This window comes from Roseisolibacter sp. H3M3-2 (genome assembly GCF_029211165.1).
In the GTDB taxonomy this organism is placed as follows: domain Bacteria; phylum Gemmatimonadota; class Gemmatimonadetes; order Gemmatimonadales; family Gemmatimonadaceae; genus Roseisolibacter.
On record NZ_JARGEK010000002.1, the window covers coordinates 17360 to 32899 of the forward strand.

Annotated in this window: 17 protein-coding genes and 1 pseudogene; 10 read left to right on the top strand and 8 right to left on the bottom strand. The window is 76.7% G+C overall.

What is annotated here, in order from left to right:
* Positions 1 to 11 precede the first annotated feature (11 nt).
* The 5 genes and pseudogenes from PYV61_RS00430 to mscL form a co-directional block, all read right to left on the bottom strand.
* The gene (locus PYV61_RS00430) at positions 12 to 800 is read right to left on the bottom strand and encodes a formylglycine-generating enzyme family protein (protein ID WP_275827142.1); all 789 of its coding nucleotides are present in this window, start codon (positions 798 to 800) and stop codon (positions 12 to 14) included.
* A gap of 80 nt (positions 801 to 880) precedes the next feature.
* Positions 881 to 1825 (bottom strand): annotated as a pseudogene (nirK, locus tag PYV61_RS00435) (copper-containing nitrite reductase); the annotation flags it as partial.
* A 190-nt stretch (positions 1826 to 2015) separates the two neighbouring features.
* Positions 2016 to 2528 (bottom strand): Rrf2 family transcriptional regulator, encoded by a 513-nt coding sequence (locus tag PYV61_RS00440; RefSeq protein ID WP_275827146.1) that lies wholly within the window; start codon positions 2526 to 2528, stop codon positions 2016 to 2018.
* Positions 2529 to 2764: 236 nt separating this feature from the next.
* Positions 2765 to 3475, bottom strand: coding sequence for a PEP-CTERM sorting domain-containing protein (locus PYV61_RS00445; RefSeq protein WP_275827148.1), 711 nt, complete (start codon positions 3473 to 3475; stop codon positions 2765 to 2767).
* A gap of 113 nt (positions 3476 to 3588) precedes the next feature.
* A complete protein-coding gene (mscL, locus tag PYV61_RS00450; RefSeq protein WP_275827150.1) occupies positions 3589 to 4056 on the bottom strand; it encodes a large conductance mechanosensitive channel protein MscL in 468 nt (155 codons plus the stop codon).
* A 235-nt stretch (positions 4057 to 4291) separates the two neighbouring features.
* On the opposite strand from mscL, the gene PYV61_RS00455 reads away from it, so the two are divergent.
* Positions 4292 to 5854, top strand: a complete 1563-nt coding sequence (locus PYV61_RS00455) for a peptide ligase PGM1-related protein (protein ID WP_275827152.1) — start codon at positions 4292 to 4294, stop codon at positions 5852 to 5854.
* 1 nt (position 5855) lies between these two features.
* On the opposite strand, the gene PYV61_RS00460 is transcribed toward PYV61_RS00455, so the two are convergent.
* The 3 genes from PYV61_RS00460 to PYV61_RS00470 form a co-directional block, all read right to left on the bottom strand.
* Positions 5856 to 6326, bottom strand: coding sequence for a pyridoxamine 5'-phosphate oxidase family protein (locus PYV61_RS00460; protein WP_275827154.1), 471 nt, complete (start codon positions 6324 to 6326; stop codon positions 5856 to 5858).
* A gap of 80 nt (positions 6327 to 6406) precedes the next feature.
* Complete coding sequence (locus PYV61_RS00465; RefSeq protein ID WP_275827156.1) at positions 6407 to 6877, bottom strand: PAS domain-containing protein; 471 nt, start codon at positions 6875 to 6877, stop codon at positions 6407 to 6409.
* A 152-nt stretch (positions 6878 to 7029) separates the two neighbouring features.
* Complete coding sequence (locus tag PYV61_RS00470; protein WP_275827158.1) at positions 7030 to 7785, bottom strand: SDR family NAD(P)-dependent oxidoreductase; 756 nt, start codon at positions 7783 to 7785, stop codon at positions 7030 to 7032.
* 230 nt (positions 7786 to 8015) lie between these two features.
* Here PYV61_RS00470 and mbhE point away from each other — a divergent pair, with 230 nt between their 5' ends.
* The 9 genes from mbhE to PYV61_RS00515 all read left to right on the top strand — a co-directional run bounded on the left by mbhE (position 8016) and on the right by PYV61_RS00515 (position 15510).
* Complete coding sequence (gene mbhE / locus PYV61_RS00475) at positions 8016 to 10775, top strand: hydrogen gas-evolving membrane-bound hydrogenase subunit E (protein WP_275827160.1); 2760 nt, start codon at positions 8016 to 8018, stop codon at positions 10773 to 10775.
* Complete coding sequence (locus PYV61_RS00480; RefSeq protein WP_275827161.1) at positions 10772 to 11155, top strand: NADH-quinone oxidoreductase subunit K; 384 nt, start codon at positions 10772 to 10774, stop codon at positions 11153 to 11155. The genes mbhE and PYV61_RS00480 overlap by 4 nt, the downstream gene beginning before the upstream one ends.
* Positions 11145 to 12662: a proton-conducting transporter membrane subunit gene (locus tag PYV61_RS00485; RefSeq protein ID WP_275827163.1), complete on the top strand. Its 1518-nt coding sequence runs from the start codon at positions 11145 to 11147 to the stop codon at positions 12660 to 12662. The genes PYV61_RS00480 and PYV61_RS00485 overlap by 11 nt, the downstream gene beginning before the upstream one ends.
* A complete protein-coding gene (locus tag PYV61_RS00490) occupies positions 12659 to 13009 on the top strand; it encodes a Na+/H+ antiporter subunit E (protein WP_275827166.1) in 351 nt (116 codons plus the stop codon). Before PYV61_RS00485 ends, PYV61_RS00490 begins: the two co-directional genes overlap by 4 nt.
* Positions 13010 to 13086: 77 nt before the next feature.
* Complete coding sequence (locus PYV61_RS00495; RefSeq protein ID WP_345785192.1) at positions 13087 to 13287, top strand: monovalent cation/H+ antiporter complex subunit F; 201 nt, start codon at positions 13087 to 13089, stop codon at positions 13285 to 13287.
* Entirely contained in the window at positions 13284 to 13646 is a 363-nt protein-coding gene (locus tag PYV61_RS00500; protein WP_275827169.1) for a monovalent cation/H(+) antiporter subunit G, read from the top strand. Before PYV61_RS00495 ends, PYV61_RS00500 begins: the two co-directional genes overlap by 4 nt.
* A 108-nt stretch (positions 13647 to 13754) precedes the next feature.
* Entirely contained in the window at positions 13755 to 14207 is a 453-nt protein-coding gene (locus tag PYV61_RS00505; protein ID WP_275827171.1) for a MarR family transcriptional regulator, read from the top strand.
* Positions 14208 to 14320: 113 nt separating this feature from the next.
* On the top strand, positions 14321 to 14617 hold the full coding sequence (locus PYV61_RS00510) for a hypothetical protein (RefSeq protein WP_275827173.1): 297 nt from the start codon (positions 14321 to 14323) through the stop codon (positions 14615 to 14617).
* 542 nt (positions 14618 to 15159) lie between these two features.
* Positions 15160 to 15510 (top strand): hypothetical protein, encoded by a 351-nt coding sequence (locus tag PYV61_RS00515; RefSeq protein ID WP_275827175.1) that lies wholly within the window; start codon positions 15160 to 15162, stop codon positions 15508 to 15510.
* Positions 15511 to 15540: the final 30 nt, after the last annotated feature.

Sequence of the window (15540 nt, forward strand, 5' to 3'; positions counted from 1 at the left end):
CGGTGTGGCGGTCAGGCGGCGCAGCGTACGCCGAGCGTCTCGACGGCGGCGCGCCCGGTGAGGCCGGCGCGCAGCGCGTAGCGCAGGAACGCGGGGTAGTTGCCGGGATCGGTCGCGCCGACGGCCGCGCTGGCGCAGAACAGGTCGTGGTCGCGGGCGCCGACGCCGCGCGAGTCGTCGGAGACGAGCACGCTGTTGAAGTCGGCCGTCCACTCCCACGCCAGCCCGTGCAGCCCGCGCACGCCGTACAGGTTCCCGGCGCCGGCGGGGAGCGCGGGGAGCGGGCGGGGGCGCGTCGTGTAGCGCGTCAGCAGGTCCTGCACGAACCACGGCTCGCGCCCGGCGTCGCGGCGCGTGGCGCTGGCCGCGGCGGCGTACTCCCACTCGTGGACGGTCGGCAGCCGCTTGCCGCGCCACGCGCAGTACGCCTTCGCAGCGAACCACGACACGCCGGTGACGGGGCGGCGGCGGTCGGTCGCGTCGCCGGCGTCGAGGTCGCCCGCCCAGTCGGCGAGGTAGCCGCGGCGGTCGGCGAACAGCGGCCGCACCGCGCCGCGGCGCCACTCGGGACGCTCGCGCACGAAGGCGAGGAACTCGCCGCGCGTCGCCGCGTCGCGGTCGAGGCGGAACGCGGCCACCGCGGTCGGCGCGTCGCCGGGGCGGCCGTACAGCGGGCGATACGTGCCGGCCGGCAGCCGCACCATCTCCGCGCCCGGGCGCCGCCCCGCCGCATCGTCCGCCGCGGCGCCCGCCCGGGGGGCGAGGGCGAGCAGGGCGAGGACGGCGGCGAGGCGGCGCATGGCGGCGGGGACGGGGGGTGGTCGGGCGCGAGGAGGAGTGGTCGGGCTCAGTGGGCCGCCATCGGCAGCCCCTTGTTCTGCGCGTAGACGCGGGGCGCGTCCTCGCCGGTCACGTTGAGCATCGCCAGCGCGCCCTTGTTGAAGGCGCGGAAGATCGAGTGGTCGACCAGCACCAGGGTGCCGGGCTTCTCGACGCCGAACTCCACGATGCCGCTGCCGCCCGCCGGGATGAGCGTGGTCTGCACGTTCTTCTGCGTGACCATCGTGCCGCCCTCGCCGTACACGTGGTCGAACACCTCGCCGATCACGTGGAAGCTGCTGACGAGGTTCGGGCCGCCGTTGCCGACGAAGAGGCGCACCCGCTCCCCGACCTTGGCCTGCAGCGCGCGGTCGCCGGTGAGCGCGCCGACGCTGCCGTTGAACACCACGTGCGTGGGCTGCTCGGCCGCGCCCCGCTCCATGTCGAGCGTGTGCGGCGCGCCGGCCGCGGCGCCGGGCTTGGCGTAGAACTCCGACTGCATCACGTAGAACTCGCGGTCGACCTTCGGGAGCCCGCCCTTCGGCTCGACCAGGATCATCCCGTACATGCCGTTGGCGATGTGCATCGGCACGGGCGACACCGCGCAGTGGTAGACGTACAGGCCGGGGTTCATCGCGGCGAAGGTGAACACCGACTCGCCGCCGGGGAGGGTGAGCGTCGCCGCCGCGCCGCCGCCGGGGCCCGTGACCGCGTGCAGGTCGATGTTGTGCGGCACGGTCGAGTGCGCGTGGTTCTTCAGGTGGAACTCGACCTGGTCGCCCTCGCGGACGCGGATGAACTTGCCCGGCACCTCGCCGCCGAACGTCCAGAAGGTGTAGGACACGCCGTCGGCGAGGCGCTTCACCTCCTCGGTGGTCTCCAGCTCCACGATCACCTTCGTCGCGTGCGCGCGCGTGATCGGCGGCGGCACGTTGGGCGCCGCGGTCAGCACCGCGCGCTCCTCGCCGACGATCGCGTCGGCGGGCGTCGGGCGCAGGCGCGGCACCGCGCCCTCCGCGCGCTCGGCCGCCTCGGCGCTCCCGATGCTGCAGCCGGTGAGCGTCGCGCTGGCGAGGATGGCGCCCGCCGCGAGCGCGGCGGCGGCGGCGAGCGGGGGGAGGCTGACCGGGCGGGGGGCGGCGGTCGGCATGGGGACGGTCCTGACGGGGGAGTGGGGACGGCGGGAGGGCGTCGCGTCAGGCGGCGCTCGCGGCTGCGAGGCGTGCGGTCGGGTCGTACCCGAGGCTGGCCGGCGACGGCGCGGCAGCCGCCGGGGCGCCGTCGGGGTGGAGCGTGTGGAGCAGGGGCGTCGCGTCGGCGAGCAGGTCGGCGAGCGTCGTGGTGGCGAGCGGCGCGCGCCGCGCCTCCAGGATCGCGGTCCAGCGGTGGTGCGCCGCGCACGGGCGGGCGGGGTCGCACGGCCGCGTGCCGAGCAGGCAGCGCGTCTGCGGGCGCGGCTCGTCGAAGCAGTCGATGACGCGCGCGAGCGTCAGCGCGTCGGGCGCGACGGCGAGGGCGAAGCCGCCCAGCGGACCGCGCGCGCTGGCGACGAGGCCGGCCTTCACGAGCGCGTGCAGCGTCTTGCTCAGGTAGTTGCGCGGCGCCCCGGTCGCGTCCGCGATCTCCTCCGTGCGGACCGGGCCCGCGCCGTGGCGGCGGGCGAGGACCAGCAGGGCGCGGAGCGCGTGGTCGGACGTCTGGGAGAGCATCGGGTCACCTCGTGCGGCGGCAAGACGAGTTGTGCATCTGGATATGAAGATCGGGGCGTCGCCGCGTCCGCCCCGTCGGCGGAGCCCGGATGTTTCGCGCCCCGTCCCCGCACGCCGCGTCGGGGTTCGGCGGACACGGTGCGCCGACGGGGGAGGGCACGCGACGAGGGGGCGCGACCGGGATGCTCCCGGTGGCGCCCCCTCGTCGGCCGCGGGCGCGGCGTCCGCCCCGCGCGTCAGCGCGTGCGGCCGCGCCGTCGCCGCGCCGCGCCGGCCACCATCGCGAGCCCCGTCGCGACGAGCGCGTACGTCGACGGCTCCGGAACGATCTGCTCGGCGGGCGTCAGGTTGCGCAGCGTCACCCGCTCGATCACCCAGTTCGGGTTCACGAAGGCGTTGCCGTCGCCCCAGCCGCCGTCGAACGCGAACTGGACGGTGGAGCCCGCGCCGACCGCGGCGCTGAACACGCTGGTGACGAGCCCGAACGGCGAGAAGCCGCAGAACCCGCGCTGCCCGCCCCCCGCGAGCGGGTTCTGCCCCGCCGTCGAGATCACGCCCGAGTAGGGGGCGCCGCCGGGGAGCAGCGGCGTGAACGCGCCCCCGTCGACGCTGGCGAACACCACGCCGGCGTCCGCGCAGCGGTCCTGCGTCTCGTCCCCCTCGAAGATGAAGCGGTGCTCCGCCGTCATCGCCGACGCGTCGGCCGTGGCCACGAACACGGGGCTGAGCAGCCGCTTGCGCGCCACCGCGAACGTCCCGAGGGTGACCCAGCCGTCGCCGGCGACCCACGTCCACGGCGTCCCGCCGCCGACGAGGGTCTGCGTCGTGAACCCGCCGTCGGTCGCGCGCAGGTCGATCGACGAGGTCTGCGCGAGGGCGGCCGGCGCGCCGCCGGTTGTGAGGGCGGCGGCGAGCGCCAGGCGGACCTGCCACGAACGACTGCGCATGAATGGCTCCTCGAGCCCGGGGTTGACGGGGCGCGCCGGCCGGCCGCCCCACCCCCTTCACGCGATCCGGCCGCCGAACCGGACAAGCGCCGGCCGGCGCGCCCCCGCGGCTCTCAGGCCGGCGCCGCGATCGCCCGGCCGACCTCGGACGTGCAGTGCGGGCAGCGCGACGCCTGCAGCGAGATCGACATGGTGCAGTACGGGCACGGCTTCGTGTCGGGCGTCGGCTCGGCCGGCTTGCGGTACAGCCGGTTCACCGCGCGCACCAGCATGAAGATCGCCAGCGCCACGATCAGGAACGCGATGATGTTGTTCAGGAACAGGCCGTAGTTCAGCGTCACCGCGCCCGCCTCCTTGGCCGCCGCCACCGTCGCGTACGGGCCCGGCGCCGTCGCGCCCTCCTTGAGCAGGAGGAACTTGTCGCTGAAGTCCACGCCGCCCGTGGCGAGGCCCAGCGGCGGCATGAGGACGTCGTCGACCAGCGACTTGACGACGCTGCCGAACGCGGCGCCGATGATGACGCCGACCGCGAGGTCCATCACGTTCCCGCGCATCACGAACGCCTTGAAGTCGTTCCACATCCTGCCACCTCCGTGTAGGGTGCGTGACACATCGCCGCTCCGTCCGACGTGGCCTCATACTACCGCGCGCCGTGGGCGGCGCCAGCGGGCGCGCGCGGGTGCGGGATTCCGGGACGCGGCGGCGGCGCTTCCCCGATCGCGGAGCGGGGGGCGCGGCCGCACCGTGCGGGGCGAGCTCGCGCCGCCCGCGTCCGCGGCGCGCGGCCGCGCTCCCGGAAGCCGCCAGGAGGCCGCGATGCGCACCGCCGGACCGCCCGACGACGCGGGCCACCCGCCCCCGGGCTCGCCCGGGGAGCGCCGGCGGTTCGCCGAGCTGCAGGAGCGCCTCGCGCCGCTCTTCCGCCGCGTCTTCCACGACCGCCACGCGCCGCAGACGGTGGTCGTCGTCCCGAGCATGTCGCTCGACGCGGGGGAGCTCGCGAAGCTCGCCGCCGCCACGCACTACGAGGAGCGGCTGCTGTGCCTCCTGATGCTGCTCCGGCAGCCGCGCACGCACGTCGTCTACGTCACCAGCGCGCCCGTCGACCCGGCGATCGTCGACTACTACCTGCACCTGCTCCCGGGCGTGCCGCCGGGGCACGCGCGCCGCCGCCTCACGCTGCTCGCCTGCGACGACGACGGCGCCACGCCGCTGACCGCGAAGCTGCTCGCCCGCCCGGCGCTGCTCGCGCGGATCGGCGCGGCGGTCGCCGACCCGGAGTCGGCGCACCTGACGTGCTTCAACGCCACCGCGCTCGAGCGCACGCTGGCGGTGCGGCTCGGGATCCCGCTCTACGCCTGCGACCCCGCGCTCGCGCACCTCGGGACCAAGAGCGGCAGCCGCGAGCTGTTCCGGCGCGCGGGCGTGGCGCTCCCCGACGGCTTCGAGCGGCTGCGCGACGTGCACGACGTGGCGGGCGCGCTGGTCGCGCTCAGGCGCGCCGACCCGACGCTCCGGCGCGCCGTCGTGAAGCTCGACGAGGGGTTCTCGGGGGAGGGGAACGCGACCTTCGCGTACGACGGCGCCCCCGGCGGCGCCGCGCTCGCGGCGTGGGTGCGCGACGAGCTGCCGACACGCCTCCGCTTCGAGGCCGCCGGCGAGACGTGGGAGCGCTACCTGCCGAAGCTCGCGGCGATGGGCGGCGTCGCGGAGTGCTTCCTCGAGGGCGCGGACGCGCGCTCCCCGTCCGTGCAGTGCCGCGTCGACCCGCTGCGCCGCGCCTCGATCATCTCCACGCACGACCAGCTGCTCGGCGGCCCGTCCGGCCAGGTGTACTGGGGGTGCACCTTCCCCGCGGCGGGCCCGTACCGCGCCGACATCCAGGACGCCGGGCTGCGCGTCGCCGCGCTGCTCGCCGACGAGGGGGTGCTCGGCCGCTTCGCCGTCGACTTCGTGTCCGTGCGGCGCGGCGACCGCTGGGAGTCCGCGGCCATCGAGGTCAACCTGCGCAAGGGCGGGACGACGCACCCGTACCTGACGCTCCAGTTCCTCACCGACGGCGCGTACGACCCCGACACCGGCACGTACCGCTCGGCGGCCGGGCGCCCCTGCTGCTACTGCGCGTCCGACAACCTGGGCGACCCGGCCTACCTGGGGCTCACCCCCGACGCGCTGCTCGACATCGCGGTGTGCCACGACCTGCACTTCGACGCCGCGACGCAGCGGGGCGTGACCTTCCACCTGCTCGGCGCGCTGCCGGCGTACGGGAAGCTCGGCGCCGTCGCCGTCGGCGAGAGCCACGCGGCCGCCGAGCGGTACTTCCGCGGCACCGTGGACACGCTGCTGCGCGCGGCGTGGCGGCGGCGCGGCGGCGCCTGAGCTACGGCGCGCCGCCGGCGGTGCGCGCCGCGCGCCCGGTCATGTCGCCGACGCTGATGCGGAAGAGCGTCGTACGCCACGGCACCGGGTCCCGTGCCGTCAGCGCGGCCGGCTCCAGCGTCCGCAGCAGCGCGAGCGCGTGCGCGTACGCGTCGCGCTCGCGCGGCGGGCCGTCGGCCGCCAGCGTGTACACCGTGCCGTGCACGACCGCGCTCCGCCAGTCGTAGAGCCCGCGCACCTCGTCGACCTCGAACGCCACCCACGGGTGGTGCCGGAGCGCCAGCAGCTTCGCGCCGGGCGAGGTGCGCGCGTAGATCGCGCCGTCGTCGTAGACGTAGTGGATCGGCTCCACGTCCACCCGGTCGCGCCCGCTGTAGGCGATCCGGCCGACGTGCTGCGCGCGGAGCAGCGCCTCCGTGTCCGCGCGCGAGAGCTCGACGATGGTCGGTGGGGCGGTCGGCGTGGCGGTCATGGTGTCCCCCGGGGTCTCGGTGGCTTCGGCGGCCTCGGTTCGGGTGCGGCGTCGCGCGCGGCGCGGCGGGTGACGGTGCGTCAGAGGTCCATCAGCGCGCCGATCAGCGGCCGCCACGCCGCGGCCTGCGTCCGCTCCGTGACGTCGGCGACGGCGCACACGGCCGCGAGGCCGCCGTCGGCGCTCCGCGCCGGGACCACGTCCACGTGCAGGGTGCGAGGCGTCGATCCCGGAACCGCGTGCGTGACGGCCTCGCTGCGCGGCACGTCGCCGCGCAGCGCGCCCGCGATCGTCGCCCCGAGCGCCGCGCCGTCCGCCACCCCCAGCTCGCGCGCGGCGCGGTTGGCGTAGAGCACGCGCCCGCCTCCGTCGGCGACGAGCAGCCCGACGAGCGCCCGCTCGAGCACCTGGTCGAGCACGCCCGGCGTGAGCCGGAGCGCGGCGGCGGCGCCCCCGAACGTCGGGGCGGCGTCGGCGGCGCGGTCGGCCGGCCGCGGGGCGCGGCTCGCGTCGAGGGACGGCCGGAGGCGGCGTGCGCGGGGGGACGACATGGGCGCTCCTGGGCGTCGGCGTGGGCCGCGTCGTGCGCGGACGGCGTCCGCGGTCGGGCCGCGCCTGAAGCGTCGCCCGCGCGGCGGCGCCGCGGCGTCGGCGAACTCCCACGCGGTCGTAGGGGAACGGCGCACGCCGCCCCCGGCGTCGCTCACACCGCGGTGTAGCCGCCGTCGACGAGGTAGTAGCCGCCGGTCATGAACGACGCGTCGTCCGACAGGAGGAAGCAGACCAGCGGCGCCACCTCCTCCGGCCGCCCGAGCCGGCCGAGCGGGTGGCGCGCGACCAGCGCCGCGCGGACGTCGTCGGGGAGGTCGGCGAGCAGCGGCGTCTCGATGTACGCCGGCCCCACGCAGTTGACGCGCAGCCCCTGCGCGCCGTACTCCGCGGCCGCGTTCTTCGTCAGCCCGACGACGCCGTGCTTGGCCGCGGTGTACGCGCCGTTGCCGATCGCCGCGACCGTGCCGTGGATCGACGCCATGTTCACGATCGCGCAGCCGCGCCCGCCCGCGCGGAGCATCGCCGGGATCTGGTGGCGCATCCCGTACAGCACCCCGCTCAGGTTGATCGCGATCACGCGGTCCCAGTCCGCGAGGTCCACCTCGCCCGCCGGCGCCTGCGCCCCGCCGATGCCGGCGTTGTTCACCGCGTAGTGGAGCGCGCCGTGGCGGTCCAGCGCGTGGGCGACGACGCGCTCGGCGTCCGCCGGCTTCGCCGTGTCCTGCCGGACCGCGCTGGCGGTGCCCCCCGCCTCCGCGATCTCGCGCGCCACGCGCTCCGCGCCGTCGAGGTTGATGTCCGAGAGGACGACCTTCACCCCGCGGCCCGCGAGCGCCCGCCCGATCGCCTCGCCGAGTCCCGAGCCCCCGCCCGTCACGATCGCGACCTTGCCGTCGAGTCCCGTCATGCGCACCTCCCGTGTGGCGTCGCGTCCGACTCCCGAAGGGAAAGTGTACGACTGCCGGCGCGGGCCGGCGAACCGCGTCGCGCTCCGGGCGGCTGGGGTCGGCGCGGGCACGTGGCGCGAGGCGTGCGAAGCCGGCGGCCGCACCGGCTGGGGGCGCGGCGCACGGGACCGGGGGGCGCCTCGCACGTCCGGCGCGCCCCCCGCACGCCACGACGTGAACCTGGGGGCGCATGCTCTCGACCCTGCTCGCCGCATCGCTCGCCGGCAGCTGCGCCGCCTGGCCCCTGGGCCGGCTGCTCGGCCGCCGCGGCGCGGGCTGGGGCCTCGCGCTCGTGCCCGCCGGGCTCTTCGCGGCCTTCCTCGGCTTCGGCCCGCAGGTCGCCGCCGGCCGCACGGTGACCGAGCGGCTGGCGTGGGTCCCCTCGCTCGGCGTCGACTTCGCGCTCCGGCTCGACGGCTTCGCGTACCTCTTCTGCCTGCTCGTCACCGGCGTCGGCGCGCTCGTGGTCGTGTACGCCGGCGCCTACTTCGCGGAGCGCACGGCGTCGGACCGGGCCCGGTTCCTCGCGCTGCTGCTGCTCTTCATGACGGCGATGCTCGGCGCCGTGCTCGCCGACGACCTGCTCCTGCTCTTCCTGTTCTGGGAGATGACGAGCGTCGTCTCCTTCCTGCTCATCGGCTTCGACGGCGGCAGCCCGTCGGCGCGCCGCTCGGCGCTCATGTCGCTGCGCGTCACCGCGGGCGGCGGGCTCGCGCTGCTGGCGGCGGTCCTGCTCGTCGGCGCGTCGCTCGGCACCTACTCGGTCGCCGAGGCCGTGGCGCGGGCGCCCGAGCTCGCGCGCGGCCCGTGGGCCGTGCCGATCCTCGGCGGCATCCTGGTCGGCGCCTTCACCAAGTCGGCGCAGTTCCCCTTCCACTTCTGGCTGCCGAACGCCATGCAGGCGCCCACGCCCGCGTCGGCGTACCTGCACTCGGCGACGATGGTGAAGCTCGGCGTCTACCTGCTCGCGCGCTTCGAGCCGCTGGTCGGCGCCGTGCGCGGCGGGCGCGACGTGGTGATCGGCGTCGCCCTGGCCACCATGCTCGTCGGCGCGTTCCAGGCGATCCGCGCCGAGAACTACAAGGCCGTCCTCGCGTACTCCACCGTCGCCTCGCTCGGCATCCTCGTGATGCTCGTCGGGCTCGACGGGCCGATGGCGAGCGTGGCGGCCGTCGGCTTCCTGCTCGCGCACGCGCTCTACAAGGCGACGCTGTTCTTCTGCGCGGGGACGGTCATCCACGCCACCGGGCTGACCAAGCTGCGGCAGCTCGGCGGGCTCGGACGCCTCCTCCCGGTGACCGCCGCGGCGTCGCTGCTCGCCAGCCTGTCGATGGCCGGGCTGCCGCCGTTCCTCGGATTCGTGTCGAAGGAGTTCCTGTTCGAGGCGCAGATCGAGAGCTCGTGGGAGGCGGCGCCGATGGCGGTCGCGGTGCTGGTGAACGCCGTCATCGTCGGCGTCGCCGGCGTGGTCACGCTGCGCCCGTTCTTCCTGGGGCGCGGGCGCGTGCGCGAGGTGAAGCACCGCGAGGTCCCCGGGCTGCTCGTCGGCCCGGTGGCGCTCGCCCTCCTGGGGCTCGTCATCAGCCTGGAGCCGGCCTGGTTCGACCGCACGGTGCTCCGCCCGGCGGTGGCCGCGGTGTACGGCGCCCCCGTCGACGTGCAGGTCGGGCTGTGGCACGGCGTGACGCCGATGCTGCTCCTCAGCGCGGTCGTCGTCGGCGTCGGCACGCTGCTGTTCGTCTACTGGGTGCCGATCCACCGCCGGCTGCGCGCGGAGACGCTGCTCGACCGCGTCGAGGCGGAGCACGGGTACGAGGCGCTGCTGCGCGGGATCGAGGCGGCCGCCGCGGGGGTGGCGCGCCGCGTCCAGCGGGCCGACCTGCGCGCGCAGCTGGCGACCGTCGTCGCCGCCGCGTGCGCGTTCGTCGGCTGGGGGCTGCTCGCCGCCGGGGTCGTGCCGCGCGTCCCCGCGGAGCCGCTCGCGGTGCGCGCGGGCGCGGCGGTCGCCGGGGCGGTCGGCCTCGGCGGCGCGGCCGCCGCCGCGCGCGCGCCGCCGCTCCTCGGCGCGCTGCTGGGGACGGGGCTCGTCGGGCTGGTCGCGGCGCTGCTCTTCCTCACCAACGGTGCGCCCGACCTCGCGCTCACCCAGTTCGCCGTGGAGTCGCTGCTCGTCGTGCTGCTCACCGCGGCGCTCCTCGCGCTCCCGCTCGCGGCGCCGCCGACGCGGGCGCGGGCGGCGCGCGGGCGCGACGCCGCCCTGGCGACGGCGCTGGCGGCGGTGTGCTTCGTGGCGGTGCTCGACATGAGCGCGGCGGAGCCGCGCACGGCCGTCGCGGACTTCTTCGGCGCCCGCAGCTACACGGAGGCGTTCGGGCGCAACGTCGTGAACGTGATCCTCGTCGACTTCCGCGGCTTCGACACGCTCGGCGAGACGACGGTGATCGCGCTGGCGGCGGTCATCGCCTGGTCGCTGCTCGGGCCGCGCGGGCGGGCCGCCGACGGCGGCGACGCGCCCGACCCGCCGGCGCGCCCCGGCCCGTTCGTGCTCCGCTTCGCCACGCCGGCCTTCTACTGGCTGCTCGCCGTGCTGTCGGCGGTCGTCCTGCTGCGCGGGCACAACGAGATCGGCGGCGGCTTCGTCGGCGGGCTGACGGCGGCGCTGGCGTTCGCGGTGGTCGCGCTGGCGTACGGCGTCGGGCGCGCGCGGGGGCGGCTGCGCTGGCACCCGCTCGCGCTGGCCGGCACGGGGCTGCTGCTCGCCGTCGCGAGCGGGCTGCCGGGGCTGGCGGCGCACGGCGACTACCTGCGCCACCTCTGGATAGACGCCGAGGTGCTGGGCGTGGCCGTGAAGCAGGGGACGACGCTGCTCTTCGACCTGGGCGTCTACCTCGCGGTGCTGGGCGCCGTGCTCGCCTTCCTCTTCGGGCTGTCGCGGGAGGCCGAGCGATGAGCGTGCTGCTCGCCCTCGCCGCCGCGGGGCTGGCCGGCTGCGGGCTCTACATGATCCTGTCGCGGCACGTCGTGCGCATGGTGCTCGGGCTCTCGCTGCTCGGCACCGCGGTGAACCTGATGCTCTTCCAGGCGGGGCGCGTCCGCACGGCGCAGCCGCCGCTGATCCGAGAGGGCGCCGTCCGCCTGGGCGAGTCGGCCGACCCGGTGCCGCAGGCGCTCGTGCTGACGGCGATCGTGATCGGCTTCGCGCTCACCGTGATCCTGGCGGCGCTCGCGCTGCGGGCGTTCCGCGGCGAGGGCACGCTGCGCAGCGACGAGCTGCGCGCCGCGCGGGCGCTCGGCGACCCCCTCGCGCCGGAGCCCGGCCGTGATCGGTGAGGCGCTGCGCGCCGGCGTCGCGGTGTGGCCGGTGGTGGTACCGCTGGCCGCGGCGGCGCTCGCGCTGCTCCTCCGCGGCCGCCCGGCGCTGCAGCGCGGCGTGATGGAGGGCGCGCTCGCGCTGACGCTGGCCGCGGTGGCGGCGCTGCTCGGGCGCGTCGCCGGCGGCGGGCGCGTCGTCATGGCGTTCGGCGGGTGGGGCGCCCCCGTTGGCATCACCTTCGTCGCCGACGCGCTCAGCGCCCTGCTGGCCACGACGGCGGGGATGGTCGCGCTGGCGGTCGCGATCTTCGCCCGCGCCGACGTGCGCGCGCGCCGCCGCCGCGCCGGCTTCGACCCGCTGTTCCTGGGGATGCTGGCGGCGGTGAACGGCGCGTTCCTCACGGGCGACCTGTTCAACCTCTACGTGTGGTTCGAGCTGATGCTCGTCACCGCGCTCGGCCTGCTGACGCTCGACCGGCGCCCGGCACAGGTCGACGGCGCGCTCCGCTACGCGGCGATGAGCATGACCGGCGCGACGTGCATGCTGCTCGGCATCGGCCTGCTGTACGGCGTCGCCGGCACGCTCGACATGGGCGACCTGTCGGCCGCGCTCGCCGGGCGCCCCCCGTCGGTCGCGGTCACCGCGGCGTCGTACCTGCTGCTGGCCGGGCTGGCGCTCAAGGCCGGGGTGTTCCCGCTCTTCTTCTGGCTCCCCGCGTCGTACCACACCGCGCCGATCGGCGTCGCGGCGGCGCTCGCGGGGCTGCTCACCAAGGCCGCCTTCTACGCCTGCCTGCGCGTCCTCGTGACGGTGCTCGGCGTCGGCACCGCGGCGGCGGCGGTGCCGGGGGTGCCGCCGCTGCTCGCCCTCCTCGCCGCGGCGACGATGCTCGTGAGCGTCCTCGCCGCGATCGCGCAGGTCGACGTGCGGCGCCTGCTGGCGTTCCACGTGATGGGCCAGGTGGCGTACCTGGTGATGGGGCTCTCCCTCGCCACCGCCGCCGGCGCCGCGGCGGCCGTCGTCTACACGGTGCACACGATGCTCGTGCAGACGGGGCTCTTCCTCGGCGCCGGCGCGATCGCGCGGGCGGGGCGCGGCTACGACCTGCGCCTGCTCGGGGGGCTGATCCGCGAGCACCCGGTGTTCGCCGCGCTCTTCGCCGCGCTCGCGCTCTCGATCTCGGGCATCCCGCCGCTCTCGGGGTTCTGGGCCAAGGCGCTGGTCGTCGACGCGGCCTTCCGCTCGGCGGCGCCGTGGCGCGGGTGGCTCGCGGCCGCCGCGCTCGTCACCGGCTTCCTCACGCTTTACTCGATGAGCACCCTGTGGACGCGGGCGTTCCAGCGGCCGCGGCGGCGCGAGGGGGGCGCGGCGCACCGCATCCCGACGGCAATGGTGGTCGCCGTGGGGCTGATGGCGGCGTGCACCGTCGGCCTCGGGGTGGCCATCGAGCCGGTCGTCCGCATCTCGCGCGTCGCGGCGGCGGAGCTGATGGCCGGGCCCGCGCAGGGCGGGGGGGCGCCGTGAGCGCCGGGCGGCGGGCGGGGGCGGCGTTCGCGCTGTTCGGCATCTTCCTGTACGACCTCGTCGCCGCGTCGCTCGCGGTGGCGCGGATCGTCCTCGCGCGCCGCCCGCGCCACGCGCCGGCGATCGTCGCCGTCCCCGTCGACGCGCGCACCGAGTGGGGGGTGGCGCTGTTCGCCTACCTGGTGTCGACGACGCCGGGCTCCACCTGCCTGCACGTGGCCGACGACCGGCGCACGCTCTACGTGCACTTCCTCGACGCGCCCGACGCCGGCGCGCGCGCGGCGGACGTGAAGGCGCTGTACGAGCGCCGCATCCTCCAGATCGAGGGCCCGGAGGCCTCCCGATGACGATGCCCGACCTCCCCGCCGTGGCGGCGGCCCTCGTGGCGGCGCTCGCGCTCTGCCTCGCGCTCGCCGCGTGGCGCATGGTGCGCGGCCCGGGCTACGCCGACCGCTTCGTCGCGCTCGACATGCTCACCGCGGTCGTGGTCGCGGTCGCGGCGCTCACCGCGCTCGCGACCGGGCGCGGCGCCTTCCTCGACGTCGGCCTCGGCGTCGCGCTCATCAACTTCGTCTCCACCTGCGCGTTCGCGGCGTTCCTGGAGCGCCGGCGGGGGCGCCGGTGATCCGCGCCCTGGCGGCGACGGCGCTGCTCGCCAGCGGCGTGGCGTTCATCGCGATCGCCAGCCTCGGCGTCGCGCGCCTCCCCGACGTGTTCCAGCGCATGCACGCGGCGACCAAGGCGGGCGGCATCGGCACCAGCCTCGTCGTGCTCGGCGTGCTGGTCGCCGGGGGCGTGGCGCGCCCGCTGACGTGCGTCCTCACGATCGCGTTCATGCTGCTCAGCCTCTCGGTCGCGTCGCAGCTGCTGGGGCGCGCCGCGTACCTGTCGGGCGCGCCGATCGAGGGGATGCAGGGTCCCGATCCGCTGGACGGGGTGCTCGACCGCGCCGACGCCGCGGCGTCCGAGCGGGTCGGGCCGTGACCCACGCCGCGGTCGGCGACGGGCGGCCGGGCGGTTGCAGTTGTGTGTTACAACGATTATCCTTGAGAGGCAGGCAGGATCCGCGATCCCCGACACCCGGAGCGGCGCGTGCCCGGCAAGCGCTACGAGACGCCCCAGCTGCTCGCCTTCGACCTGCTCCTGCGCACCGCGCTCGAGCTCGACCTGCAGCTCGGGCAGGCGCTGCGCCCCGCCGAGGTGACGCCGGCGCAGTACAACGTGCTGCGGATCCTGCGCAACGCGGGCGCCGACGGGGTGGCGTGCGGCGAGATCGCCGAGCGGCTCGTGCGCCCCGACCCCGACGTGACGCGGCTGCTCGACCGGCTGGAGGCGCGGAAGTACGTCACCCGCGCGCGCGACACGGCGGACCGCCGCGTGGTGCTCGCCCGCATCACCGCCGCCGGCCTCGCCGTCCTGGCGAGGCACGCGCCGCAGGTCGCGGCGCTGCACGCGGCGCAGTTCGCCCGCCTCGGCCGGGCCGAGTTCCGCGCGCTCGTCGCGCTGATCGCGCAGCTGCGCGGGGACGACGCGGCCGGCGCGTGAGCGGGGCGGCCGCCGGGCGGACCCGCCCCGATGCTCGTGATAACGACAGACCCGATGAGGAGTAACGCGGCGGTCGCCGCGCCGGACGCCACCTTCACCGCACGGAGGGAGACATGGCACGCACGAATCGAGTACGCATCGACGCGCGACGGACCGGGGCCGCGATCCGCGCGCGGCTGTGGGGGCGCGCGCGGATCGGCGCGGTGCTCCTGGCGTTCGCGGCGCTGCTCGTCCTGGCGAGCGCGACGCCCGCGGCCGTGCTGGCGCTGCTGACCGTCATCCTGACCACGGGCGTCGTGGTCGGCGGCGCGATCGCGCTGACCGACCGCCGCGCGCACGGCCGCGGCGCCGGCCGGGACCGCCCCAGCTACCGCACCGCCGACCGCCTGGCGCGGCACGCCGCGCCCTGACCCCGACACCACATCCGACTCGAGGAGAGGCACCATGCGCACGCACCGACACCCCGTCACGCCCGTCCCCCCGAACACCCTCCCCACGCCGCCGCCGGCGTTCGCGCTCGTCGACGCCGACCGCGCGGTCGGCTGGGTGCGGGGCGACACCATCGCCTTCCGCGGCTTCGGCGACGCTTCGGAGGCCGCGCACGCCGCGTGGATCGCGCACCGCACCCTCTCGCGGCGCCTCGCGCGCGACGACGGCCGCCGCGCGCTCCCCATCGTCCCGGTGCCGCTCGCGCTGAGCCGCCACGGCGAGGTCGAGTCGGTGTGGGCGGACGGGCACCGCGTCGCGCGGCTGCTGCGCCCCGACGCGACCGGCGGCGACGGCGCCGACACGTTCGGCTTCGCGCTGCGCGTGCCGCCGCCGATCCACGAGTCGCGCATCCGGGGGATCGCGTACCTGCTGTACCGCACGCTGCGGAAGTCGGGGGTGCGCTGGTCGATGTGGGACGCGGCGCGGCGCCGCCCCGCGGCCGCGCGCCGCGATCCGCTGGGGGATGGCGCTCCCCGGACTCGTGCTGCTGGTGGCGGCCGCGTTCGTGCTCCCCGCGACGCTGCTCGCCCTGCTCGCGGCCTTCGTGGTCGGCGGGCTGGCGCTGGTGGCCGCCGCCGACCTCGCGCTCCGCCGGTCGGCGCCGACGGCGGCCGGCGCGACGACGGCCGGCCGTGGTCACGCGATCGTCGCTCCGGACCGCCGGCGCGTCGTCGCCATCACCACGGGGGCGTTGGCTGTCGCCGCCGCGCTGATGCTCGCGCACGGCAGCCCCGCGCGTCTCGCGCCGCTCCTGCTCGGCGCCGCCGCGGCCGCGCTCGTGGGCCGACGGCTGCTGGGCGCGCGCGGCGCGTGAGCACGCGGCCCGCATCCCGCGTCGCTGACG